At 73.4% G+C, this 24,295-nt stretch carries 19 protein-coding genes; 8 read left to right on the top strand and 11 right to left on the bottom strand.

The window, feature by feature from the left end; translation table 11 throughout:
• From ACIBJE_RS09625 to ACIBJE_RS09595, 7 genes are all read left to right on the top strand, one after another.
• On the top strand, positions 1-439 hold a 439-nt coding region (locus tag ACIBJE_RS09625; protein ID WP_396745582.1), incomplete at its 5' end, for a phosphopantetheine-binding protein.
• Positions 440-520: 81 nt separating this feature from the next.
• The gene (locus tag ACIBJE_RS09620; protein ID WP_396745579.1) at positions 521-4,858 is read left to right on the top strand and encodes a type I polyketide synthase; all 4,338 of its coding nucleotides are present in this window, start codon (positions 521-523) and stop codon (positions 4,856-4,858) included.
• Positions 4,851-6,089: a MupA/Atu3671 family FMN-dependent luciferase-like monooxygenase gene (locus tag ACIBJE_RS09615; RefSeq protein WP_396745576.1), complete on the top strand. Its 1,239-nt coding sequence runs from the start codon at positions 4,851-4,853 to the stop codon at positions 6,087-6,089. Before ACIBJE_RS09620 ends, ACIBJE_RS09615 begins: the two co-directional genes overlap by 8 nt.
• Positions 6,082-7,551 carry a condensation domain-containing protein gene (locus ACIBJE_RS09610; RefSeq protein WP_396745573.1) on the top strand — a complete coding sequence of 490 codons (1,470 nt, stop codon included), beginning with the start codon at positions 6,082-6,084 and terminating at the stop codon, positions 7,549-7,551. The genes ACIBJE_RS09615 and ACIBJE_RS09610 overlap by 8 nt, the downstream gene beginning before the upstream one ends.
• Positions 7,548-9,377, top strand: coding sequence for a non-ribosomal peptide synthetase (locus ACIBJE_RS09605; protein ID WP_396745570.1), 1,830 nt, complete (start codon positions 7,548-7,550; stop codon positions 9,375-9,377). The genes ACIBJE_RS09610 and ACIBJE_RS09605 overlap by 4 nt, the downstream gene beginning before the upstream one ends.
• A gap of 116 nt (positions 9,378-9,493) precedes the next feature.
• Positions 9,494-9,817, top strand: a complete 324-nt coding sequence (locus tag ACIBJE_RS09600; RefSeq protein WP_396745567.1) for a hypothetical protein — start codon at positions 9,494-9,496, stop codon at positions 9,815-9,817.
• Positions 9,811-10,101 (top strand): hypothetical protein, encoded by a 291-nt coding sequence (locus ACIBJE_RS09595; RefSeq protein ID WP_396745564.1) that lies wholly within the window; start codon positions 9,811-9,813, stop codon positions 10,099-10,101. The genes ACIBJE_RS09600 and ACIBJE_RS09595 overlap by 7 nt, the downstream gene beginning before the upstream one ends.
• Positions 10,102-10,202: 101 nt before the next feature.
• On the opposite strand, the gene ACIBJE_RS09590 is transcribed toward ACIBJE_RS09595, so the two are convergent.
• The gene (locus ACIBJE_RS09590) at positions 10,203-11,069 is read right to left on the bottom strand and encodes a S1 family peptidase (protein ID WP_396745561.1); all 867 of its coding nucleotides are present in this window, start codon (positions 11,067-11,069) and stop codon (positions 10,203-10,205) included.
• Between the two features lie 230 nt (positions 11,070-11,299).
• Positions 11,300-12,457 (bottom strand): epoxide hydrolase family protein, encoded by a 1,158-nt coding sequence (locus tag ACIBJE_RS09585; RefSeq protein WP_396745558.1) that lies wholly within the window; start codon positions 12,455-12,457, stop codon positions 11,300-11,302.
• 64 nt (positions 12,458-12,521) lie between these two features.
• Between ACIBJE_RS09585 and ACIBJE_RS09580 the strand changes: the two genes are divergently transcribed.
• Positions 12,522-13,502, top strand: a complete 981-nt coding sequence (locus ACIBJE_RS09580; RefSeq protein WP_396745555.1) for a helix-turn-helix transcriptional regulator — start codon at positions 12,522-12,524, stop codon at positions 13,500-13,502.
• Positions 13,503-13,543: 41 nt separating this feature from the next.
• Here ACIBJE_RS09580 and ACIBJE_RS09575 read toward each other — a convergent pair whose 3' ends face one another.
• From ACIBJE_RS09575 to araB, 9 genes are all read right to left on the bottom strand, one after another.
• Entirely contained in the window at positions 13,544-14,242 is a 699-nt protein-coding gene (locus ACIBJE_RS09575) for a DNA polymerase beta superfamily protein (protein ID WP_396745552.1), read from the bottom strand.
• A gap of 70 nt (positions 14,243-14,312) precedes the next feature.
• Positions 14,313-15,332 carry a LacI family DNA-binding transcriptional regulator gene (locus tag ACIBJE_RS09570; protein ID WP_396745549.1) on the bottom strand — a complete coding sequence of 340 codons (1,020 nt, stop codon included), beginning with the start codon at positions 15,330-15,332 and terminating at the stop codon, positions 14,313-14,315.
• Between the two features lie 111 nt (positions 15,333-15,443).
• A complete protein-coding gene (gene araA / locus ACIBJE_RS09565; protein ID WP_396745546.1) occupies positions 15,444-16,949 on the bottom strand; it encodes an L-arabinose isomerase in 1,506 nt (501 codons plus the stop codon).
• Between the two features lie 28 nt (positions 16,950-16,977).
• On the bottom strand, positions 16,978-17,970 hold the full coding sequence (gene yjfF, locus ACIBJE_RS09560) for a galactofuranose ABC transporter, permease protein YjfF (protein WP_396745543.1): 993 nt from the start codon (positions 17,968-17,970) through the stop codon (positions 16,978-16,980).
• Positions 17,967-19,040, bottom strand: coding sequence for an ABC transporter permease (locus ACIBJE_RS09555; protein WP_396745540.1), 1,074 nt, complete (start codon positions 19,038-19,040; stop codon positions 17,967-17,969). The genes yjfF and ACIBJE_RS09555 overlap by 4 nt, the downstream gene beginning before the upstream one ends.
• Entirely contained in the window at positions 19,037-20,581 is a 1,545-nt protein-coding gene (locus ACIBJE_RS09550; protein ID WP_396745537.1) for a sugar ABC transporter ATP-binding protein, read from the bottom strand. Before ACIBJE_RS09550 ends, ACIBJE_RS09555 begins: the two co-directional genes overlap by 4 nt.
• Positions 20,582-20,629: 48 nt before the next feature.
• The gene (locus ACIBJE_RS09545; protein WP_396745534.1) at positions 20,630-21,631 is read right to left on the bottom strand and encodes an ABC transporter substrate-binding protein; all 1,002 of its coding nucleotides are present in this window, start codon (positions 21,629-21,631) and stop codon (positions 20,630-20,632) included.
• A gap of 131 nt (positions 21,632-21,762) precedes the next feature.
• Positions 21,763-22,443: an L-ribulose-5-phosphate 4-epimerase gene (locus tag ACIBJE_RS09540; RefSeq protein WP_396745531.1), complete on the bottom strand. Its 681-nt coding sequence runs from the start codon at positions 22,441-22,443 to the stop codon at positions 21,763-21,765.
• Complete coding sequence (gene araB / locus ACIBJE_RS09535) at positions 22,440-24,134, bottom strand: ribulokinase (RefSeq protein ID WP_396745528.1); 1,695 nt, start codon at positions 24,132-24,134, stop codon at positions 22,440-22,442. The genes ACIBJE_RS09540 and araB overlap by 4 nt, the downstream gene beginning before the upstream one ends.
• Between the last annotated feature and the right edge of the window lie 161 nt (positions 24,135-24,295).

The raw sequence follows: 24,295 nt of genomic DNA, 5'->3' as shown, positions 1-24,295 counted from the left end.
CCGCGAAGACCAACCCGGCGACAAACGCCTCGTCGCCTACCTCGTCCCCACCGACGACACCACCCTGGACATCGCCGACCTCCGCCGCGACCTCGGCGCACAGCTACCCGACTACATGGTCCCCACCGCCTACGTCACCATGCCCGCCCTACCCATCACCCCCAACGGCAAACTCGACCGCAACGCCCTGCCGGAGCCGGTCGACACCCCGACCCGCAGCCCCCGACAGGACGTGCTCTGCGAACTCTTCGCCGCCGTCCTGGGCCTGCCCGAGGTCGGCACCGACGACGACTTCTTCGACCTCGGCGGCCACGCACGGCTCGCCGGGAGACTGGCGACCCGGGTCCGCGCGATCCTCGGCGTCGACATGGACGCCCAGCTTCTCGTCGACCACCCGACCGTCGCCGCCCTGGACGCGCGGCTGCCGGCACACACCTGACCTGCCACCCGCCGGACCTGCCGTCGCCGACCGGGTCGGCAGCTCTCCGGCCCCACCTACTCACACGGAACGAGGGCTCACATGCACGACGACGAGGAGTCGACGATTCACGACAGCGTGGCCATCATCGGCATGAGTGGCCGTCTGGCCGGGTTCGACTCCGTCGACGAGTTCTGGCGGGGACTGGTGGCCGGGGTCGAGGGCTCGCGCACGTACGCGGACGGGGAACTCGCCGCGGCAGGCGTCCCGGCGGCGGACCTCGCCGACCCGGCGTACGTACGCACCGGTTACCCGCTCACCGGGCCGGGCCTGTTCGCCGCCGAGTTCTTCGACGTCGGTCCGGCCGAGGCGGAGGTGACCGACCCGCAGCACCGGCACTTCCTGGAGTGTTGCTGGACGGCGATGGAACACGCCGGGCGGGCCCCGGGCGGGGACCACGGCCGGGTCGGGGTCTTCGCCGCCGCCTCGGCGAGCACCCACCTCGCCGAGCGGGTCGTCCCGTCCGAGCGGGCCGCGCGCATCGCCCACCCGTTGCAGGTGGCGGTCGGCAACGACGCGGGCATGCTCGCGTTGCGGGTCGCGTACAAGTTCAACCTCACCGGCCCGACTCTCACCGTCTCCTCGGCGTGCTCGTCGTCGCTGGTGGCGGTGCACCTGGCCTGCCAGAGCCTGCTCACCCACGAGTGCGACACGGCGCTAGCCGGTGGCGCGACGGTCCGGCAGCTCGATCCCACCGGCTACCGGCACGAGGAGGGCGGCATCCTGTCCCGGGACGGGCAGTGCCGGCCCTTCGACGCCGACGCCACCGGCACGGTCGCCGGTGACGGCGTCGGGGTGGTGGTGCTCAAGCGGCTCGCCGACGCGCTCGCCGACGGCGACCACGTGCACGCGGTCATCCGAGGATCGGCGGTCAACAACGACGGCTCCGCGAAGGTGGGCATCACCGCACCGTCCACCACGGGTCAGGTGGCGGTGATCCGGGACGCGCTGGCCGTCGCCGGCTTCCCCCCGGAGACCGTCGACTACGTCGAGGCGCACGGGACCGGCACCGCGCTCGGCGACCCGATCGAACTGCGGGCGCTGGCGGAGGCGCTCGGCGCGGTGCCCGCCGGCTCCTGCCGGGTCGGGGCGGTCAAGTCCAGCATCGGTCACCTGGACGTCGCCTCCGGGGTCGCCGGTCTGATCAAGACGACGCTGGCGATCGCGCACCGGTTCGTCCCGGGCACGCTGCACTTCCGGCAGTTGAACCCGGCTCTGGAGCAGCCCGACAGCCCGTTCCGGATCACCGCCGAGGGCGAGCCGTGGCCGGTCACCGACCATCCGCCCCGGGCCGGCGTCAGCTCCTTCGGCATGGGCGGCACCAACGCGCACCTGCTACTGGAGGCGGCCCCGGCCCGCCCGGTCGCCGCCGCGAACCGTCCCGTCCAACTGCTGCCCCTGGCGGCGCGGACGGCAGACGAGCTGACCGCCGCCGCCGCGCGCCTGGCCGACCACCTGGCCGAAACCGCACCCGGGCCGGCCGAGCTGGCCGACGCGGCGTGGACGCTCCAGGTCGGACGGGCCCGGTTCCCGCACCGGCGCGCTGTCGTCGCCACCGACGCGGCCGACGCCGTGACGGCGCTGCGCGCCGCGTCGACCGGAGCGGTCGTCGACGGGTCGCCGCACGTGGTGTTCCTCCTCCCCGGTCAGGGCACCCGGTTCGCCGACGTCGGCGCGCAGCTCTACACGAGCGAGCCGGTGTTCCGCGCGGCGATCGACGAGTGCGTCGCCGCCTTCGCCCCGCACCTGGACTGGGACCTGGGGGCGTTGCTCGTCGGTCGGGGCACGACGGAACTGCCCGACGATCCCTCGGCGGAGACCGGCTACGCGCAACCGGCCATGTTCTGCCTCGACTACGCCTGCGCGAGGTTGCTGCGTTCCTGGGGGATCCAGCCCGACGCGATGGTCGGCCACAGCCTCGGCGAACTGGTGGCCGCCTGCCTGGCCGGGGTGTTCGACCTGGCGGACGCGGCGCGCGTGGTGGCGGCCCGCGCCCGGCTGATGCAGGAGCTGCCGGCGGGACGGATGGTCTCGGTGGCGCTCGCCGAGGGCAGGCTGCGGGCGGTGCTGGACGGCCACGGCACGATCGCGGCGGTCAACGCGCCCTCCTCCTGTGTCGTCGCGGGCAGCGAGGCGGAGATGGCGGTGGTCGAGCGGCGGCTCGCCGAGGTCGGCGCGGTGACCCGTGTCCTGCCGGTGCGACGGGCCTTCCACACCGTCCACACCGAACCGGCGCTGCGCGCGTTCGCCGACGTGCTGCGCACCGTACGGCTGAACCCGCCGACGGTCCGTTTCCTGTCGAACCTGACCGGGACGTGGATCACCGACGAGCAGGCCACCGACCCGCAGTACTGGGTGGCCCACGTCCGTGGGCAGGTGCGGTTCGCGGCCGGGGTCGCGGTGGCCGCCGCGTGTCCGAACCCGCTCTTCGTGGAGGTGGGTCCGGGCCGGGGGCTCGGCAACCTGGTGCGGGCCGGTGCGTACGAGAATCGCCCCCCGGTGGTGGCGCTGCTGGCGCCGCCGCCCGGGGCGTCGGAGCGGCACGGCGGGACGGGCACCCACGACGAGCAGCGGAGCGTGCTCGCCGCCCTGGCCGAGCTGTGGCAGCACGGCGTCGAGGTGGACTGGGCGGCGCTGCACGGTGGGGTACCCCGGCGGCGCACCCCGCTGCCGACGTACCCGTTCACCCGAACCGACTTCCTGCTGCCCCGGGCGGCGGCGGTGCGGTCGGCCGACTCACCGGCCGGGACGCCGGTCTGGTTCCCGGCGGCGCTTCCCCGCGACGCGGCCCGCGTGCCGGACCGGTGCGACTGGCTGGTCCTCGGCGACGAGCGCGGGTGGGGCGACGACGTCACCGAGGCGCTGCGCGCGGCCGGTCACCCGGTGCGCCGGATCACGCGGGGCGACGCGGACGGGATGGGCGACGCGACCCGGCCGGAATCCTGGGAGCGTCTCGTCCGGGACCGTACCGCCGACGGCACGGTGGATCGGGTGCTGCACGCCTGGGACGACGACGTCGACGTCGCGGTGGCGGCGCTGGTGGGTCTCGCGCGGGCCCTGCACGCGTCAGCACCGGACCACCCGGTCCGCGTCGACGTGTTGACCGAGGACCTGCGGGAGGTCGCCGGTTCCCGGGTCCGGGCACCGCACCGGGCCGCGCTGGACGGGGTGGCCGCCGTGCTCGCCGGGCGGTATCCGGCGCTGCGCTTCCACCTCGTGGACGTCGGGTCGGTGCCCGGCGACGCGGACCGCGACGGGCAGCGCGCCCGGCTGCTCGCCGAACTGGCGGCGGGACCGGACGACACGCACGTGGCGTACCGGGGGGCGCGGCGGTTCCGGCGCGCCCTCGTGCCCGTACCGGCGGGGCCGGCCGCGGTGGTGGCGGGCGGGAGCTACCTGGTGACCGGGGCCGACCGGGAGACCGGGCTGCGCCTCGGCGCCGAGCTGGCGCGCTCGGGGGCCCGGGTGGTACTGGCCGGCCGTGCGGACGCGTCCGATCCGACCGGCCCGGACGCCACCGGTCCCCTCGCGGCGGAGCTGGCGCGGCTGCGCGCCGCCCGACCGGACGCGGTGACCTGGGTGCCGGCCGACCCGACCGACGCCGACGGGCTGCGCCGGCTGGTCGACACGGCCCGGGAGCGGCTCGGTTCGCTCCACGGGGTCGTGCACGTCGCCGGTCCACCGTCTGTGCCGGGGCCGGACGCGGTCGGTCGGCGGGTCGACCGGATCCGGGGCCTGGCCGACCTGCTGGCCGGCGACGACCTCGACGTGCTGCTGCTGGTCACCGGGCTGGGCGGAGCCGACCCGCTGACCGAGGAGGCGGTCGCGTCGGCCGTGGGGGCGTTCGCCGAACAACGCACCGCCGAGGGACGGGTCACGACGGCCGTACGTCTGCGCCCCGGGGTCGACCCGGATGGCCCGGCGGGGCCGGCGGCGGTCGTCCGGGCGGCGCTCGGCGGCGGTGTGCCGCAGGTGGTCGTCGCCGCGCCGCCGAGGGACGTGGCCGGTGACGCGGCGCCGGACGGAGTCGCCGCCACAGTCCCGTCGCCGGACGCCGCCGACACCGGGGACGAGGTCGAGCGGACCGTCGCCGAGGTGTGGCGGGAGGTGCTGGGCGTGTCGGGCTTCGGTCCGGAGGACGACTTCTACCAGCTCGGCGGCAACTCGCTGTTCGCCATGCAGATCATCGCCCGCCTGCGGCAGCACTTCGGTGACCTGCCGATGAGCGTCATCTTCGAGGCGCCGACCGTGACCGGCCTGGCGGCGGCGATCCGGGTGTGGCAGGGCGAGGGCATCGGACTCGACGAGTTCGAGGCGTTGCTGGCGGAGATCGAGGCCACCCCGGCCGTGGGCAGCATCGGAGGCGGCGACCATGTCTGAGCGACCGTCCGTGGCGGACCTGAACCGGCGGCTCGCCGCCCTCTCCCCGGAACGTCGGGCGGCCCTCGAGCAGGCGATGCGGGCCCGCGCCGTCAGTCTGCCGCCCGAACTGGCCGCGCCGACGGCCCCCGCCTCGGCCCAGGCCGGCCGGCGGCAACGCCCCACCAGCCGGATGGAGTTCAGCCTGTTCTTCTTCTCCGGGGACGGCTCCACCCAGGACGGCGAGAAGTACCGGCTCCTGCTGGACTGCGCCCGGTTCGCCGACGAGCGGGGTTTCGCCGCGGTCTGGGTGCCCGAGCGGCACTTCGTCGACTTCGGTGGCCTGTACCCGAACCCGTCATTGCTCGCGGCGGCGCTGGCGGTGACCACCCGGCGGGTGCAGCTGCGGGCCGGCAGTGTCGTCCTGCCGCTGCACCACCCGGTGCGGGTCGCCGAGGAGTGGGCGGTGGTGGACAACCTCTCCGGCGGGCGGGCGGCCATCTCGGCCGCCTCCGGCTGGCATCCGGACGACTTCGTCCTCGCGCCGGGCGGACCGGCGAGCTATCCCGGCCGCAAGGACGCCATGTTCGAGGCGATCGAGACCGTCCAGCGGCTCTGGGCCGGGGAGGCGCTCGACGTGTCACGACCCGACGGCAGCGTCCGGGCGGTCCGTACGCTGCCCCGGCCGTTGCAGCCGAAACTCCCCGTGTGGGTCTCGGCGGCGGGCTCGGTGGAGACGTTCGAGCGGGCCGGCGCGATCGGGGCGAACATCCTGACCGGCGTGATCGGGCACCGGCTCGTCGACCTCGGCGAGAAGATCACCGCCTACCGGGCGGCCCGGGCGGCGGGCGGGCACGACCCGGCCGCCGGCACGGTCACCGCGATGGTGCACACCTTCCTCGGCACCAGCGACGAGGAGGTCCGTGGGCTGGTCCGGGAGCCGTTGATCGACTACCTCGGCACGTTCCTGCGGCAGCACCAGGGGATCGAGGGCGGGTTCGGCGCGCTCGACGACGACGCCCGCGCGGCGATGCTCGACGCCACCTTCGAACGCTACTTCCAGTCGCTGGCGCTGCTCGGCACGCCCGACAAGTGCGAGGCCCTGGTGGAGGACCTCGTCGACGTCGGGGTCGACGAGATCGCCTGCCTGGTCGACTTCGGTCTGTCGCCCGACACCGTGCGCGACGGTCTGCACCACCTCGACGACCTGCGCAACCGTTACCACAGCTCGGAGGGATCAGCGGATGACTGACCTGTCGGCCCGACTGGAGCGGCTCACCCCCGCGCAGCGCGCCCTGCTGGACCGTCGGCTCGCCGACCGGCAGCACTCGACGGCGGTGGGTGCCATCCCCCGCCGCGCACGGCGTGACCGGGCCCGGCTCACCGACGCCCAGGAGCGGGTCTGGCTGCACCGGCAGCGCCAGCCGGACGACCCGGCACACAACGTGCCGTCGGCGTGGCGGCTGCGCGGCCGGCTGGACCTCGACGCCCTCACCCGTGCGGTGCTCGCCGTGATGGACCGGCACGAGGTGCTGCGGAGCACGTTCGAACTGGACGGCGACCAACCGGTGCAGCTGATCCACCCGCACCTGCCGTTCGAGATCCGGACGCTCGACCTGGGCGACCTGCCGCCGGAGCAGCGGGAGGAGCGGATGTGGCAGGAGGCGCGGGCGGAGGGCAACCGCCCGTTCGACCTGGGCGTCGGCCCGCTGCTGCGAATGCTGCTGATCCGGTTCGCCGACGACGAGCACGTGCTGGTCCGCATCTTCGACCACATGATCTGGGACCGCGCGTCGATGGGCATCTTCGGGCAGGAGGTGGCCGGGTACTACCGCGCCTACGTCGAGGGCGGGACGTTCGACCCGCCGCCGCTGCCGATCCAGTACGGCGACTACGCCGAGTGGCAGCCGCAGTGGATCGAACGCGAGGTCCGGGTCCGGCACCTGCCGTACTGGCGGCGCCAGTTGGCGGACGCCCCGCCGGCGCGGGAGCTGCCGGTCGACCACCCCGAGCGGCGGGGCGCCACCAACCGGGGCGGCCAGCACTACTTCCGCCTGTCGCCGGAGTTGACCGGGGCGCTGCGCCGGTTCGCCCACGAGGAACGGACCACGCTGAACGTGGTGCTCCTCGCGGTCTGGAAGTTCCTCCTGCACCGGCTCACCGGCGCGGAGGACGTCGTCGTGGGCACCAACTCGTCCACCCGGCGGCGGGCGGAGACCGAGCCGCTGATGGGGCTCTTCCTGACGATGCTGCCGCTGCGGACCACCGTCCGGTCGGAGTTCACGTTCCGGGAGCTGGTGGCGGCCACGCGCCGGACGATGACCGGGGCCCTCGACCACCACGACATCCCGATCGGCGTGATCCTCGACGAGCTGAAGGTCGGGCGGAACGTGGGGCTCGGTTCCCTCTACCGGGCGGCCTTCATCATGGTCGACTTCCGCCACGAGGCTCCCCTGTCGATGGCGGGCCTCGAGCTGGAGCCGCTCATGTTGGAGAAGCAGACGGTCACCATCGACCTGAGCATCGGCTACTTCGACGAGGCCGGCGAGGACAGCCTCTACGGCATGATCGAGTACAACAGCGACGTCTTCACGTCCACGACGATCGACCGGCTGTGGCAGCAGCTGGACCTGCTGCTGAACGGGGCGATCGCGACGCCCGACCGGCCGATGGCGGAACTGCCGACGCCGCCCGGGGACGGAGTCGACCGGTGACCGGCGGCCGTAGCGACCCGGACGGCGGGACGGCGGCCACGCCTCCGACCGGGCCCGGCCTGCTCCCCCGCGTCGCCGCCCACGCCGACCGCACGCCACGCGCCGGGGCGGTCCGCACCGCCGCCGGGTGCCTGAACTACGGCGACCTGGTCACGCGGGCCGGGGCGATCGCCGGGATGCTTCGGGAGCGCGGGGTGGCCGCCGAGTCACCGGTGGGGATCTGCCTGCCCCGCTCGCCCGAGCTGGTGGCGGCGCTGCTCGGGGTGCTGTGGGCGGGCGCGGTGGCGGTGCCGCTGGACCCGGCGGCGGCGCGGATGCGGTTGCGTCTCCAGGCGGCGGACGCGGAGCTGGTGACGGTCCTGGTGACGGCGGCGACGGCCGAGTGCGCGGCGTCGCTCGGCGTGCCCACGACCCCGCTGGACGCGGTGCCGGCTCGGGCCACCGTTCCGCCGCCCGCCTGGTGCGCGGAGCGTGCGGCGGTGGTCGTGCACTCGGCCGGAGTGGAGGAGGAGCCGAGGCCGGTGGTGGTGACCCACGGCAACCTCGCCGGCCTGGTGGACTGGCTGGCGGCCGGCTGGCCGGCGGGCACCTTCGACGCGGTGCCGGTCGACGCGCCGCTGGACGGGCATGTCGCCCTCTGCCAGCTCCTCGCGCCGCTGGCCGTCGGTGGGACGGTGCTGCTGGACGGGGACGGTGGGCCGACGGCGGGCGCACCCAGCGTCCGGATCGGGCCGCCCGCCCCGGCCGGGGACGCGGTGGCGCTGCTGCTCACCGGTGGGCCGCTCACCGGTCCCCTGCCGACCGCCACGGCCCGCTGGTCCGCGTGGAGCGCGGCCGAGGTCGGCGGGCCGGCGCTGGCCGGAACGGGTCTCGGAAACGATCTCCGGGCGCTCGGCGAGCCCCGCCCGGACACCACCGTCCACGTGCTGGACGAGACGCTGCGGCCGGTTCCGGTGGGCGTGGTCGGTCGCCTGCACCTGGGCGGTGGGGCGGTGACCCGGGGCTACCACGGGCAGCCTTCCCTGACGGCGGACCGCTACCTGCCCGACCCGTTCACCGCCACACCCGGTCGACGGATGGTCGCCACCGACGACCTGGTACGCCGCGACGCCGACGGCGTGCTGCGGTGGGTGGGCCGGGTCGACGAGTGCCCCCGGCGGGACGGCGAGCCGACCCCACCGGCCGAGGCGCAGGCCGCGTTGCGCCGGCACCCGGGGGTGGCCGACGCCGCCGTGGTCTGCTCCCCCGCCGGGGACCTGGTCGCGGCGGCGGTGCCGGTTCCGGGTGCCGGGACCACCGTCGCCGGGTTGCGGTCCCACCTGGCCGGGCTGCTTCCGGTGCGACTGCGGCCGGACCGGCTGGCCGTGCTGGACGCGCTGCCGCTGCTGCCGTCTGGCAAGGTCAACCGGCGGGCCCTGCTCGGTGCCGTCACGCGGGCGGAACGCGCGCCCACCGCGCAGGCGGAGCGGACGTCCGACCGGGCCGAGCCGGTGGTGGCGGCCGAACGGGCGGTGGCCCAGGCCTGGGCGGCGGTGCTGGGACGACCGGTCGAGGCCGACCGGAACTTCTTCGACGCGGGCGGCGACTCCCTTCTGATGATCAGGTTGAGCGGGGTGCTCCGCCGGACGTTCGACCGGGAGGTCGACGTGGTGGACCTCTTCCGCCTGCCGACCATCCGGGACATGGCCGCCCACCTGGCCCCGCCGGTCGTCGTGGCGAGCGGGTCGTCACCGACCGGGCCGACGGCGGCCGAGCGGCAGGCACGGGCCCGGCAGGAGGCCCGCCGGCAGGTGGGCCGGGCGCGCGGAGCGGGACGCGACTCGTGACCGGTCGGGTCGGTCCCGGAGGCGGTCGTCGTCTCCGGGACCGACCCTGATTTATTCATACTCCTCAATTTGATTGGTAACCTGGACGCACCCGTTCACCGCTGATCGGAGGCCCCGTGGACAGACGACCGACGTTGCGACTCGCCGCCGCCCTGACGGCCGGCGCGCTGACCATCCCGCTCGGCGCCACCGCCGCCCAGGCCGACCCGGTGGTGCCCCGGCACGCGATCGTGGTGTGCCAGAGCGCCAGCTTCTACGCCAACTACGACTCGGCCAACGGGCCGACCGGGCTCAAGCGCACCCTCTACTACGGCAACAAGATCGGCCACACCCCGGGCGCGCACCCGGTCTACAACGGCTGGGCGGCATCCTTCGACTTCGGCCCCAACGACTGGGGCTACCTGCGGCACGAGTGCATCGGAGGGTACGACTCATGGTGAACCCCGTCGCCCGCCGGATCGGCGCCTCCGTCGCGGCGATGGTCGCCGCAGTCGCGCTCACCCCCACCGCCGCGTCGGCCGCGAACGGCACCATCGGCGTACGGGAGGAGGTCTGCGCCACCGACCTGTTCGTCCGCACCCAGCCGAACGGCGCCTGGATGGGCACCCTCTACAAGGGGCAGACCTTCCTCGTGGAGGGCCCCCGCAGCGGCGGCTACATCTACGGGTTCGCCTACGGCAGCATCAACCGGCGGGGCTGGGTGCAGGACGGCTGGTTCTGCTGACCCGGGACCGTCACCCCGACCCGCTACGCTCCGCGCACCGCCGGAGACACGGCTGACGAGCCGCCCCGCTCCCCGACGCGCGGGGAGCGGGGCGGAGCGGTTCAGGGCAGGGTCACGCCGTACGCGGCGAGGATCTCCATGATCGGCTGGTAGTAGGTCGTGCCGCCGGAGGTGCAGTTGCCGCTGCCCCCGGAAAGGATGCCGAGGATCCTCCCGGTGGCCGGGTCGTAGAGCGGACCACCACTGTCGCCCGGCTCGGCGCAGATGTTGGTCCGGATCAGACCGGACACCGAGCCCTGGGCGTAGTTCACCGTCTGGTTCAGGGCGAGCACGGTGCCGCACCGGACCCCGGTGGTGGAACCGGTGCGGCAGACCCGCTGACCGACGTAGGCGTTGCCGACGCCGTTGATCGGAAGCAGGCCGGGATAGGTGTAGACCGCGCTCGGGTGAGCGATCGAGGTGTTGGTGTACCGGACGATGCCGTAGTCGTTGCCCGGGAAGCTGCTGCCGGTACGACTGCCGAGCACCGTGGTCTGGCCGCCGTTGGCGTACCACGTGCTGCCGACGGCGGTGCAGTGTCCGGCGGTGACGAAGTACCAGGTGGTGCCACTGCGGACGTTCGCACCGAGCGAGCAGCGCCCGCCGCCCCCGGCGTAGACGGCCTCACCGCCGGCGATGAGGGTGGTCAGCCGACCCGGCTCGTGGCGCAGCACGGCACCGGCGCGGGCGGCGGTCGCGCGCAACGCGGCCACCTCCGCGGCGCCGACGGTGTCGTCGACGGTGAGGGTCATCCGCCCGGTGGCCGGGTCGAGCCCCCAGGCCGTGCCGGCGGTACGCACCTCGGCAAGGACCGCCGCCGCCCGGGCCGGTTCGACGGCGTCGGGGGCGGCGGGCCGGGCGTGGGCGGCCGCCGGCGCGGCGAGGAGCAGCACCGCCGCGAGGAGGGCAGGGAACGGGGAACGACGCATACGGACCTCCGCTTATCAATATTGGTAGACGTCTATACAGCATCCACCTCCACCCCGGCGACATTCAAGCGGCGCCGCGTGGTGTCCGGCCCGGCGCGGTGACCGGTTGAGCCCGACGGGGTGACCGCCGGGCTCGGCGCGGCGTCGGGCTCAGCGCAGCGGCAGCGTCGGACTCAGCGCAGCCTCGGGCTCAGCGCAGCGGCAGCGTCGGACTCAGCGCGGCGTCGGGCTCAGCGCAGCGGCCGGAAGAACGCGCGGACGTCGTCGACGAAGAGGTCCGGCGCCTCCAGCGCGGCGAAGTGCCCGCCCCGGTCGAACTCGGACCAGTGCACGATCGTGTGCTGCCGCTCGGCGAGCGCCCGGACGGTCAGGTCGCCCGGGAACACCGCGCAGCCGGTCGGCACGCCGGAGTTCGGCGGCTGGGCGCCCCACTGCGCCGACTCCCGGTACAGCCGGACCGACGAGGCGAACGTCCCGGTCAGCCAGTAGAGCGTGACGTTGGTCAGCAGCGTGTCCCGGTCCACGGCGTCCTCGGGCAGTGCCCGGGACGGGTCGGTGAACTGCTGGAACAGGTCGACGATCCAGGCCAGCAGGGCGACCGGCGAGTCGTGCATCCCGTACACCAGGGTCTGCGGGCGGGTGGACTGGATCACGGCGTACCCGAAGCGTTCCCAGCCGGGGTCGGTCAGCACCGCCAGGCGCTCCTGGTCGGCCGGAGAGTACGTCGCCCGCTCCCCGGGGTCGTCGTCCCAGGAGGGGAAGAAGAACGGGCCGTTGAGATGCACGCCGACCACCCGTTCCGGGGCGATCCGACCCAGCTGGGCGGAGACGAACCCGCCGGCGTCGCCGCCCTGGACGCCGTAACGCCGGTAGCCGAGCCGGTCCAGCAGCGCGGCCACCACCTCCGCGTGGTGCTCGGTGCCGCCGTCACCCACCTGTCCGGACAGCCCGGAGAACGCGAACCCGGGCAGCGACGGGACGACCAGGTGGAACGCGTCGCCGGGGTCGGCGTCGTGGGCGCGCGGATCGGCCAGCGGGCCGAGCACGTCGAGGAACTCGACGAACGACCCCGGCCAGCCGTGCGACAGCACCAACGGCAGCGCCGTCGGCTCGGGCGAACGCACGTGCAGGAAGTGCACCGGTTGCCCGAGGATCGCGGTGGTGAACTGCGGCAGGGCGTTGAGGCGGGTCTCCACCGCGCGCCAGTCGTAGCCGGTGCGCCAGTGGTCGACGAGCCGCCGCAGGTAGTCCACGGGCACGCCGTAGGACCAGCCGACGTCGGTCGGCTCGGCGGGCCAGTGGACCTGGGCCAGCCGTCGACGGAGGTCGTCGAGCTGGTCCTGGGCGACGGAGATGCGGAACGGTCGGACATCGTGTGCCGTGCTCATGACCCAGAACGCTAGGAGCCGGTGCGGACAGCTCCGGTCCGCACCGGCTGGCAGGCTTGGCCGGGTGATCGACGGTGCCGGCCGACTCCTCGCCCTGCTCTCCCTGCTCCAGGCCCGACGCGACTGGTCCGGCACGGAACTGGCCGCCCGGTTGGGCGTCACCACCCGCACCGTGCGCCGGGACGTCACCCGCCTGCGGGAGCTGGGCTACCCGGTGCACGCCGCGCCGGGCACGGCCGGGTACCGGCTCGGTGCGGGCCGCGCGTTGCCGCCACTGCTCCTCGACGACGAGGAGGCGGTCGCGGTGGCCGTCGGGCTGCGGACCGCCGCGATCGGCTCGATGGCCGGGATGGAGGAGACCTCACTGCGGGCGCTGGGCAAGCTCGAACAGGTGCTGCCGGCCCGGCTGCGCCACCGGGTGGCCGCGCTGCACCGGGCCACCGTGCGGGCCGACAGCGCCGGAGCGGGGGTCGACCCGGCCGTGCTGCTGGCCGTCGCCGAGGCCTGCCACCGCCACGAGCGGTTGCGCTTCGCCCACACCCGGCCGGACGGACGGGTGGCGGCGCGGTCGGTCGAACCGCACCGCCTGGTCAACCACGGCCGGCACTGGTACCTGGTCGCCTGGGACGTCGACCGGGACGACTGGCGCTGTTTCCGACTGGACCGGATGGAACCCCGGACGCCGACCGGACCCCGGTTCGCTCCCCGCGCCGACCCGGACGGCGACGTGGTGGCGTACCTGAACCAGCGGCTGTCGACGTGGGCCTGGCCGGTGCGGGCAACCGTCGTGCTGGACGAGCCCGCCGACACGGTCGCCGCGCGGATCTGGCCGGGCATGGGCGTGATCGAGGCGGTCGACGCGCACCGCTGCCGGCTGCACGTCGGGGCGGAGAACGCGACCGACCTGGTCTGGATGATCACTTCGCTGGCGGTCGGCTTCACGGTGGTCGACGGACCACCCGACCTCACCACCGCCCTGCGCGCCCACGCGGCGCGGTGCCTGCGCGCGGTCGACCCGGCGCAGGAACCCGCACCCTCAAGGTGAACAACCGGATCGTCACGGTGGCGCGGGTGTGGCCGGGCCGGTCACGCGAGCCCCCGTACCGACCGGCGGCGTACCGAGACCAGCCACCGGTCGACCCGGTCGGTGTCGGGCTCGTCCGGCAGCGGGCTGCGCTCCAGCCCGGCGACCAGCCGTTCGGTGAGCCGCTGCCGCCAGCACACCACCTCGTCCCAGGGCAGTTCCCCCGCCTTGAGCGCCAACAGCCGGTCCCGGTCGGCCCCCACGTCCAACACCAACTCTCCGGTCCGCACCAGGTGCCCGGCGGAGGCCAACAGTCGGATCAGGTGCAGGACGTGCCGCCACACGGGCGCACCCGACCGCTCGATGCCCCGTTCCGCCTTGGCGAACTGCGCGGTGGCGTAGCGCAGGTAGGTGTCGGCGACCCGACGGGACAGGAACGCCGGGGTGAGGTCACGTAGTTCCGCGCCGAGCGGGGTGCAGGTCTCCACCAGGGGCGAGTGCAGGACCTCCAGGACGTTCGGGTTGGCGGCCAGCCCGAGGACGCAGACCCGCTCGACCTCCCAGCGGAACTGCTCCGGCAGCGGTCCCTCGTGGTGCGTCGCCGGCTTGGTCAGCGGCCAGAACGCGTCCGCCGTCAGCGCGTACACGCCCCGCCGGTCGGTGTCCGAGCCGGTGGTGGCGAGACCGAAGGCGCGGGAGCCCACGACCACCTGGAGGATCGTGTGCTCGTCGACCAGCCGGTCGGTCGCCTCGGCGGTCATCGGGCACCGTCCGGGCCCAGGTCGTCGGACCGGGCGACATGCGGGGACGCCACGCCGACGGTCATTCCGGTCAGGCCTTCCGGCCGCCGCTGCTGGCTCGGACGACGAGCGTCGGTTCGACCTGCGGCTCGGTGGTGTGCCCGGCGGGTTCGCCGAACAGTTCCAGCAGGGTGGCCACACACCGACGACCGACCTCGTCGAAGTCCTGCCGGACGGTGGTCAACGGGGGCGACAGGTATTCGGCCTCGGGAATGTCGTCGAACCCGACCACGCTGACGTCCTCCGGCACCCGTACGCCCCGCTGGTGCAGTGAGCGCAGCAGGCCGAGGGCCTGGTGGTCGTTGGCGCAGAAGACCGCGGTGACGTCCGGCCGGTCGGCCAGCGACTGCCCGATCTCGTAGCCGGCGCGGGGACTCCAGTCGCCGGTGAGGACCGGCGGCACCGGCCGACCGGCCGCCTCCAGGGCCGACCGCCAGCCGTCGACCCGGTCCCGCGCCTCCAGCCAGTCGCGGGGACCGCCGATGTGCCACACCGTCTCGTGCCCGAGGGCCAGCAGGTGCTCGACGGCCAGCCGGGCACCGGCGGCCTGGTCCACCGAGATGCTGGGCAGGTCACCCGCGTCGCCGGACTCCACCACCACGGCGGGCACCCCGGTCGGCAGGCCGTGCACGGCGACCGCGGCGGTGAGCATCGGGGCGATCAGCACCACCCCGGCCACCGACTGCGCGGTGAGCGCGTCGATCGCCGACCTCACCCCGGCCCGGTCGAGCCGCTCCAGGGTGACGATGCTGATGCCGTACCCGGCCGCGCGGGCGGCGCGCTCGATGCCCAGCAGGGTGGCCGCCGGCCCGTAGAGGATGGTGTCGAAACTGACCACACCGATGACCCGGGACCGCCGACCGGCGAGGCCCCGGGCCAGGGCGTTGGGCCGGTAGTTGAGCTGGTGGACGGCGCGCATCACCCGCTCGCGGGTCTCCTGCCGCACGCTCGGATGGTTGTTGAGCACCCGGGAAACGGTCTGGTGCGAGACACCGGCGAGCCGCGCGACGTCGCTCATCACCGCCGCCCGTGCGGCCGGTTGCTGGCCCATGACACCCCCTCCCCGAGATCGTATCCCGCCGTGATCAACGCGAGTGGGTGGTGCGGGCGTGGTGGCGACGCGGCGTCCGCGTCCGGCCTCGCTCCACACGGTCTCCCCTGTTCAGAACCCCCGGGCGAGCCGGTAGTAGGCCTGGTTCCACCGCAGCTCGTCGGCCAGCCTGCGGGGCGTCGTCGCGGCGTCGATGACCACCAGTTCGGTGCCGGCCATCTCCGCCAGGTCGTGCAGTTCCTCGACCCCGACGGCCTGGGACAGGACCGTGTGGTGCGGCGCGCCGGCAGTGAGCCAGGCCTCCGCCGAGGCGGCCAGGTCCGGCCGGGGTCGCCACACCGCGCGGGCCACCGGCAGCCTCGGCAGTGGCTCCGGCGGCGCGACCACGTCGATCTCGTTGGCGACCAGCCGGAACCGCTCCCCCATGTCTGCCAGGCCGAGCACCACCGCCGGGCCGGGCCGGGCGTCGAAGACCAGCCGGACCGGGTCCTCCCGGCCGCCGATGCCCAGCGGATGGATCTCCACGCTCGGCGTGCCGGCGGCGATGCTCGGGCAGACCTCCAGCATGTGCGCGCCGAGGACGACCTCCCGACCGGGCGTGAGGTCGTAGGTGTAGTCCTCCATGAAGGACGTGCCGCCGTCCGTGCCGACCGACATCGCCTTGAGCGTGTGCACCAGGACGGAGGTCTTCCAGTCCCCCTCGCCGCCGAAGCCGTAGCCGTCGGCCATCAGCCGCTGCACCGCGATGCCGGGCAGTTGGCGCAGGCCGCCGAGATCCTCGAAGTTGGTGGTGAAGGCCCGGAACCCGCCGGTGCCGAGGAAGTCCCGCAGGCCGGCCTCGATCCGGGCCGCGTAGCGCAGCGACTCGTGCCGGTCGCCGCCGGGCCGCAGCCCCGGGACCAGCCGGTAGCGGTCGTCGTACTCCGTGACGAGGGCGTCGACGCGCGCGTCGGGCACCGCGTCGACGGACGCCACCAGGTCGTTGACGCCGTACGTGTTGACCGAGACGCCGAAGCGCAGCTCCGCCTCGACCTTGTCCCCCTCGGTCACCGCCACGTCGCGCATGTTGTCGCCGAAGCGGGCCAGCCGCAGCGAGCGCATCGCCGCGTACCCGATGGCGGCCCGGGTCCACGCGCCGATCCGGGCGCCCACGCGCGGGTCGCTGACGTGCCCGGCGACCGTCTTGCGGGCCACTCCGAGGCGGGTCTGCACGTACCCGAACTCCCGGTCGCCGTGGGCGGCCTGGTTGAGGTTCATGAAGTCCATGTCGATCTCGGACCAGGGCAGCGCCACGTTGGCCTGGGTGTGCAGGTGCAGCAGCGGGGTGCGCAGCGCGTCCAGGCCGGAGATCCACATCTTGGCCGGGGAGAACGTGTGCATCCAGGCGATCACCCCGACCGCGCCCCGCACGGCGGCGTCACGGCAGACCGCCAGGATGTCGGCGCTGGACGTGAGCACCGGTTTCCAGACCACCCGGGCGGGAATGGCCGGGTCGGCGTCGAGCCACGCGGCGATCCGGCGGGACTGGTCGGCGACCTGGCGCAGGGTGTCCGGGCCGTACAGGCCCTGACTGCCGGTGAGGAACCAGACCTCGGCGACGGGGGACGGATCGGTCATCAGGTTGCCCTCCGATGAGCTGGTCGGGTCATTTCTTGCGGATGCCGACGAGGCGTTGGAGCAGGATGAACGCGAACAGCAGGCCACCAATCACGATCTTGGTCCACCAGGAGCTGAGGCTGCCGTCGAAGGTGATCAGGGTCTGGATCACGCCGAGCACCAGGACACCGAGGACGGTGCCGAACACGTAGCCGGAGCCGCCGGTGAGCAGGGTGCCGCCGATGACGACCGCGGCGATGACGTCCAGTTCCATGCCGACGGCGATCAGCGGGGCCCCGGAGAGGGTGTAGAAGGAGAGCAGGATGCCGCCGATCGCCGAGCAGAGCCCGCTGATCGTGTAGACCGCGATCTTCGTACGCCCGACCGGCAGGCCCATCAGCAGCGCCGACTGCGGGTTGCCGCCGACGGCGTACACGTTGCGCCCGAGCCGGGTGTACGCCAGCGTGTACGCCGCCACCAGCACCACGGCGAGGGTGGCCAGGACGCTGTACGTCACGAAGTTCCCGCCGATCCGGATGCGCTCCTGGGCCGCGCCGGTCCAGAAGCCGTCCGTGATCGGGACGGACGTCGCGCTGATCCAGGTGCACATGCCCCGGGCGAAGAACATCCCGGCCAGCGTGACGATGAACGGCTGGATGTCGAAGAAGTGGATGACACAGCCCATCGCGAACCCGAGGGCGGGACCGATCAGCAGGGCGATCAGCAGCACCAGCGCCGCGGGCAGACCGGCCTGGAGCAGGGACGCCGACACCATGGCGGTCATCGCCACCACCGAGCCGACCGACAGGTCGATGCCACCGGTGAGGATCACGAAGGTCATGCCGACCGCGACCACGAGCAGGAAGCCGTTGTCGATGAAGATGTTGAAGACGACCTGGACGCCGGAGAAGGCGCGGTACTGCGAGACGCCGATGCCGTACATGACCAGCAGCAGGGCCAGTGTCGCCAGCACCGGCACGTGCCGCTGCGGCACCCGCCACCGGGACCGGCCGGCACGGGCCGCCAGTTGGTTCGTGCTCATGCCGGCACCTGCTCCCTCTGCGTCTCGGCGGTGACCGCCGGGGGCACCGGTGGGCGGGACGACCGGCGGCGGAACCTCGCCCGGAACGCCGGGGCCTGGATGAGGCAGACCGCGATCACCACCACCGCCTTGAACAGCAGGGCGGTCTGCGGGTCGATGTTCATGGCGTACACGGAGGTGGTCAGGGTCTGGATGATCAGCGCGCCGACGATCGTGCCGCCGAGGTGGAACCGGCCGCCGGTCAAGGCGGTGCCGCCGATGACCACGGCCAGGATCGCGTCGAGTTCGACCCAGAGCCCGGCAGCGTTGCCGTCGGCGCTGGAGACGTTCGCGGTCATCATGAAACCGGCGACGGCCGCGCAGGCTGCGCTCACCACGTACACCAGGAAGGTGATCCGGCGGGACCGGACACCGGCCAGGCGACTGGCCTCGGCGTTGCCGCCCACCGCCTCGATGATCATGCCGAGGGCGCTGCGCCGGGTCAGCGCCGCCACCAGCAGGGCCACCGCGAGGGCGATCACGATGGCGAACGGCAGGCCCAGCAGGTGCCCCACCCCGATCGTCCGGTACGGCTCGCTGTTGACGGTGACGATCTGCCCCTTGGTGATCAGCTGGGCCAGGCCGCGACCGGCGACCATGAGGATCAGCGTTGCGATGATCGGTTGGATGCCGATCACGGCGACCAGCACGCCGTTCCACGCGCCGAGCAGCAGGGCGACGCCGAAGGCCAGTGCCAGCGCGGTGAACACCCCGCCCAGGCTGTTCTGGTCGGGCTGCCGGCTGATGTGGAGGCAGGCCACCGCGCCGCTGACCGCCACCACCGAGCCCACCGACAGGTCGATCCCGCCGGTGGCGACGACCAGGGACATGCCCAGCGCGACCAGGATGAGCGGGGCGCTGAGCCGGACGATGTCGATCAGGCTGCCGTACAGGTGACCGTCCTTGAGTTCGACGGCCAGGAAGCTGGGCCGGTAGGCGGTGTTGGCCGCCAGCAGCACCAGGAGGACCACGATCGGCCAGAACAGCCGGTGACCGGTGACCGGTGCGAGACGGGTCCGTACGGTGCTCATGCCGTCACCGGTCCTTCCTCTGGTGCGCCACTGGCGATGGCCCGCATGACACGGTCGGCGTCGAGGCTGTCGTCGTTGGCGATCTGGACGACCATCTGCCGGTCGCGCATCACCGCCACCCGGTGACTGAGCCGCAGCACCTCCTCCAACTCGGCGGAGATGAACAGCACCGCCATCCCGCCGTCGGACAGCCGGGCCACCAGGCGCTGGATCTCGGTCTTCGCGCCGATGTCGATGCCCCGGGTCGGCTCGTCCAGGATGAGCAGCCGGGGCTCGGTGATCAGCCACCGGGCGAGCAGGACCTTCTGCTGGTTGCCGCCGGAGAGGTTGCGCACCGGCATCTCCGGGTCGGCCGGTCGGATACTCAGCGCCTCGATCCAACGCCGCACCAGCTCGTCCTGCCGGCGGCGCGGGACGGGTCGCAGCCAGCCCCGGGCCGCCTGCATGGCCAGGATGATGTTCTCCCGCACCGACAGCTCGCCGACCAGCCCCTCGGTGCGGCGGTTCTCCGAGCAGAAGGCGATGCCCCGGTCGATCGCGGCGACCGGGTTGCGGATGGTCACCGGGCTGCCGTCGACGGCGAGCCGCCCCCGGTCGGCCCGGTCCGCGCCGAAGAACAGCCGGGCCACCTCGGTACGCCCGGACCCGAGCAGCCCGGCCAGCCCGACCACCTCGCCCCGGTGGATGGCGAGGCTGAACGGCGCGACCGATCCGGACCGGCCCAGATCGGTCGCCGCCACCACCGGGATGCCCTGCCCGGCGGCGGCCGGGTCCCGGCCGGACTGCTCGTCGAGGCGCTCCAGCACGTCGAGTTCCTTGCCGATCATCTTCTCGACCAGGGCGAGCTGGGGCAGGTCGGCGGTGGCGTACTCGCCGACGAGCCGGCCGTTGCGCAGCACCGTGATCCGGTCGGCGATGCCGTACACCTGGTCGAGGAAGTGGGTGACGAACAGGATCGCGATGCCCTCGTCGCGCAGTTGGCGCATGATGCGCAGCAGGTGCGCCACCTCGTCGGCGTCCAGGCTGGAGGTGGGCTCGTCGAGGATCAGCACCCGGGCGTCGACGTCGACCGCCCGGGCGATCGCCACCATCTGCTGCACCGCGAGCGAGTAGCTGCCGAGCAGCGCGGTGACGTCGATGTCCAGGTCGAGGCGGGCGAGCAGGGCCCGCGCCCGGCGGCGCACCTCACGCCAGTTCACCGCCCCGAAGCGGCGGGGTTCCCGGCCGATGAAGATGTTCTCCGCCACCGACAGGTTGGTGCAGAGGTTGACCTCCTGGTAGACGGTGCTCACCCCGGCCGCGGTGGCCTGCATCGGGCCGGTGAAGGACACCGGCCGGCCGCCGAGGGTGACGGTGCCGCCGTCGGTGCCGTACACGCCGGTGAGCACCTTGATCAGGGTCGACTTGCCGGCCCCGTTCTCGCCCATCAGGGCGTGGACCTCACCGGGGAACAGGCGGAAGTCGACATCCTCGAGGGCGCGCACTCCCGGGAAGGACTTGCTGATCGCGGTCATCGTCAGGACCGGATGACTCTCCGCCATCCCACCAGACCTTTCGTGTTCGCTGCCGGTAACGGCCGCCCCGGCCGGTCAGTACTTCCGGTTCGGCAGCGCCGCCTTGGCCTGCTCCTGGGTGAAGGTGGTCTCCTCGGTCTCCACCCGCACCGGCACCTCCTCGCCCGCGTGCACCTTCTTGACCATCTCCATGAGCTGGTCGCCCAGCAGCGGGCTGCACTCGGCGATGAAGTTGAACTTGCCGTCGGCCAGCGCCTGCATGCCGTCCCTGACCGCGTCGATGGTGATGATGGTGATGTCCTTGCCCGGCACCTTGCCGGCCGCCGTGATCGCCTCCAGGGCGCCCAGGCCCATGTCGTCGTTGTGCGCGAACAGCACGTCGATCCTTGGGTTGGCCTTCAGGAACTGCTCCATGACCTGCTTGCCGCCGGCCCGGGTGAAGTCGCCGCTCTGCGAGGCAATGATCTTGAGGTTGGGGTTGGCGGCGATCGCCTCGGCGAAGCCCTTCTTCCGGTCGTTGGCCGGGGCCGAGCCGGTGGTGCCCTGCAACTCGACGATGTGCACCGGGCTGGTGGCGCTCTTCGTCTGCTCCACCAGCCACTCGCCGGAGAGCCGGCCCTCCTTCACGAAGTCCGAGCCGATGAAGGATTTGTAGAGGCTCTTGTCGGCCGAGTCGACGCTGCGGTCGGTGAGGATCACCGGGATGTCGGCGTCCCTGGCCTCCTTGAGCACGGTGTCCCAGCCGGACTCCACCACCGGGGAGAAGGCGATCACGTCGACCTTCTGCTGGATGAAGTTGCGGATCGCCTTGATCTGGTTCTCCTGCTTCTGCTGGGCGTCGTCGAACTTCAGCTCGATCCCGGCCGCCGCGGCGGACTCCTTGATGGAGGTGGTGTTCGCGGTACGCCAGCCGCTCTCCGCGCCGACCTGGGAGAAGCCGAGGACGATCGTGCCGCCGCCACCGGCGTCGTCCCCGGTGTCGCTGTTGGCACAGGCGGCCAGCGAGGTGGCCAGCAGGCCGGCGGCCAGGACGGCGCCGAACCCGCGCCGCGTGATCATCGTGCCGGTCGTCATCATGGATCGACTCCTTCGGGGGTGAGGTGGGGTAGCTGCCAGGAGGCGCCGGGGCGATCCGCTGCCGGGCCCGCGACAAGGTGCGGTGGACCTGCCGACCCGACGGGAGGACCGGCACGGTGGGGACGGGTGCGTCACGGGTTCGGGCGGCTCGTTCCGGGCTGCCCGTACACGTTCTGGTAGCGGTCGTAGAGCGCGTCGATGTCCGCGCGCGCCATCGGCGCCGGCTCGCCGAGCGCCCGGGTCAGGTGCGCGGTGCGCGCCACGTCCTCGCACATCACCGCCGCCTTGACCGCCGCGCGGGCGTCGCGGCCGATGGTGAACACGCCGTGGTTGCGCATCAGCACCGCCGGGGAACGGTGTCCGGAGAGGGTGGCCACGATGCCCTTGCCGATGTCGTCCCCACCGATCAGGGCGAACGGACCGACCGGGATCTCCCCGCCGAACTCGTCGGCCTGCGCGGTGAGGTGGCACGGGATCGCCTCGCCGCGCGCCGCCCAGGCGGTGGCGTAGCCGCTGTGGGTGTGCACGACCCCGCCGACCTCGGACATCGCCCGGTAGACGTAGGCGTGCGCGGCGGTGTCGCTCGACGGCGACAGGTCACCGTCGACCACGACGCCGTCCAGGTCGCACACGATCATGTTGTCCGGCCGGAGGTCGTCGTAGGAGACCCCGCTGGGCTTGATGACCATCAGGTCCCGCCCCGGCACCCGGGCCGAGACGTTGCCGGCCGTCCAGGCCACCAGGCCGTACCGGACCAACTCGCCGTGCAGGGCCGCGACCTGCGCACGCACTCGTGCGACCTCGGCGCTCATGCCACCACCTCCACGGGAGCTGCGGCCACGTCGGCCGAGGGGTCCGCCGCCCGGCGGGCGGCGTTGCGGATGGCGCGCAGGCGCAGCAGCATGTCGTCCGCGCCCCGGCCGAAGTGGTCGTGCAGCCGCCGGTACTCGGCGTACAGGCCGTCGTAGGCGCGGGCCCGCTCCGGGTCGGGCCGGTAGACGTCCCGGTCGACCCGGCCCATCGCCGTCGAGGCGGCCGGCACGTCGGGGTACGCCCCGGCGGCCACCGCCGCGTGGATCGCCGAGCCCAGCGCCGGCCCCTGGGCGGAGCCGATGATGCCCAACGGCCGCTTCGTGACGTCGGCGTAGATCTGCATGAGCAGGCTGTTGGTGGTGAGGCCACCGGCGACGATCAGCTCGTCGACCGGCACCCCCGCCTCGGCGAACGCCTCGATGATCATGCGGGTGCCGTACGCGGTCGACTCCAGCAGCGCGCGGTAGACGTCCGGCGGCCGGGTCGCCAGGGTGAGCCCCACGACCACGCCGCTGAGATCGTGGTTGACCAGCAGGGAACGGTTGCCGTTCCACCAGTCCAGCGCGACCAGGCCGTGCGCGCCGACCGGCTGCGCCGCGGCGGCCTCGGTCAGCGCCTCGTGCGAGGCGAACCCGGCGGGCGCGGCGTGCGCGACGAACCAGCCGAAGATGTCCCCGACCCCGCTCTGCCCGGCCTCGTAACCCCAGGAGCCGGCGCTGATCCCGCCGTTGACGACACCGCACATGCCGGCCACCTCGGCCAACTCGGTCCCGTTCACCACGTGGCAGGTCGAGGTGCCCATGATGGCGACCAGCCGGCCCGGTTCGAGGGCCTGTGCGGCGGCGGCGGTGACGTGCGCGTCGACGTTGCCGACCGCGACGGCGACCCCCTCGGGCAGGCCGGTCCAGGCCGCTGCCCGGGCGGTCAGCCCGCCGGCCCGGGTGCCCAGCGGGGCCAGCGGGCCGTCCAGCTTGGCGACGAAGTCGGCGAAGTCCGGATGCAGTGCGGCCAGGTACTCCCGGGACGGGTACCGGCCGTCCTGGTGGATGCCCTTGTAGCCGGCGGTGCAGACGTTGCGGGTCTCGACGCCGCACAACTGCCAGACGATCCAGTCGGCCGCCTCGATCCACCGCTGTGCCCGGTGGTAGACCTCCGGGTCCTCCTCCAGCAGTTGCAGGCCCTTGGCGTACTGCCACTCGGCGGAGATCCGGCCGCCGTAGCGGCCGATCCACGGCTCGCCGCGTTCGTGGGCCAGGGCGTTGATCCGGTCCGCCTGGGGCTGGGCGGCGTGGTGCTTCCACAGCTTCACCCAGGCGTGCGGCCGGGTCCGCAGCTCGGGCAGCTCGCACAGCGGGGTGCCGTCGGCCAGAGTGGGCAGCACGGTGCAGGCGGTGAAGTCGATGCCGACCCCGACCACCCGGGCCGGGTCGACACCGCTGGCGGCGAGCGCGGCGGGTACCGCGTGCCGCAGCACGTCGCGGTAGTCGTCCGGGTCCTGGAGGGCCCAGTCCGCCGGAAGCGCCCGTCCGTCGACGGCCAGCGCCGTGTCCATGACGCCATGGCGGTACCCGTGCACCGCCGTGCCCAGCTCGGCGCCGTCGCCGACCCGCACCACCAGCGCCCGACCCGAGAGCGTGCCGTAGTCGACGCCGACGACGTACCGGTCACCCGGACCAACCGAAACGGTCATCCCATCCTCCGCTCAAACTTCCGGGAACAGTGTTAGCGCTCACATAGAGGTTCGTCAAGATGGTCGACGGCTGGAACTTCGGTCGACGCGAAGCAGATCCGGAAACTGCGACCACCGGCCCCTCAGGCCACCCCACCCGGCCGGCCGACGGCACGTACGGG

The organism is Micromonospora sp. NPDC050187, from assembly GCF_044459745.1.
Taxonomy (GTDB): domain Bacteria; phylum Actinomycetota; class Actinomycetes; order Mycobacteriales; family Micromonosporaceae; genus Micromonospora.
This window is presented reverse-complemented; position numbering and strand designations above follow the sequence as displayed.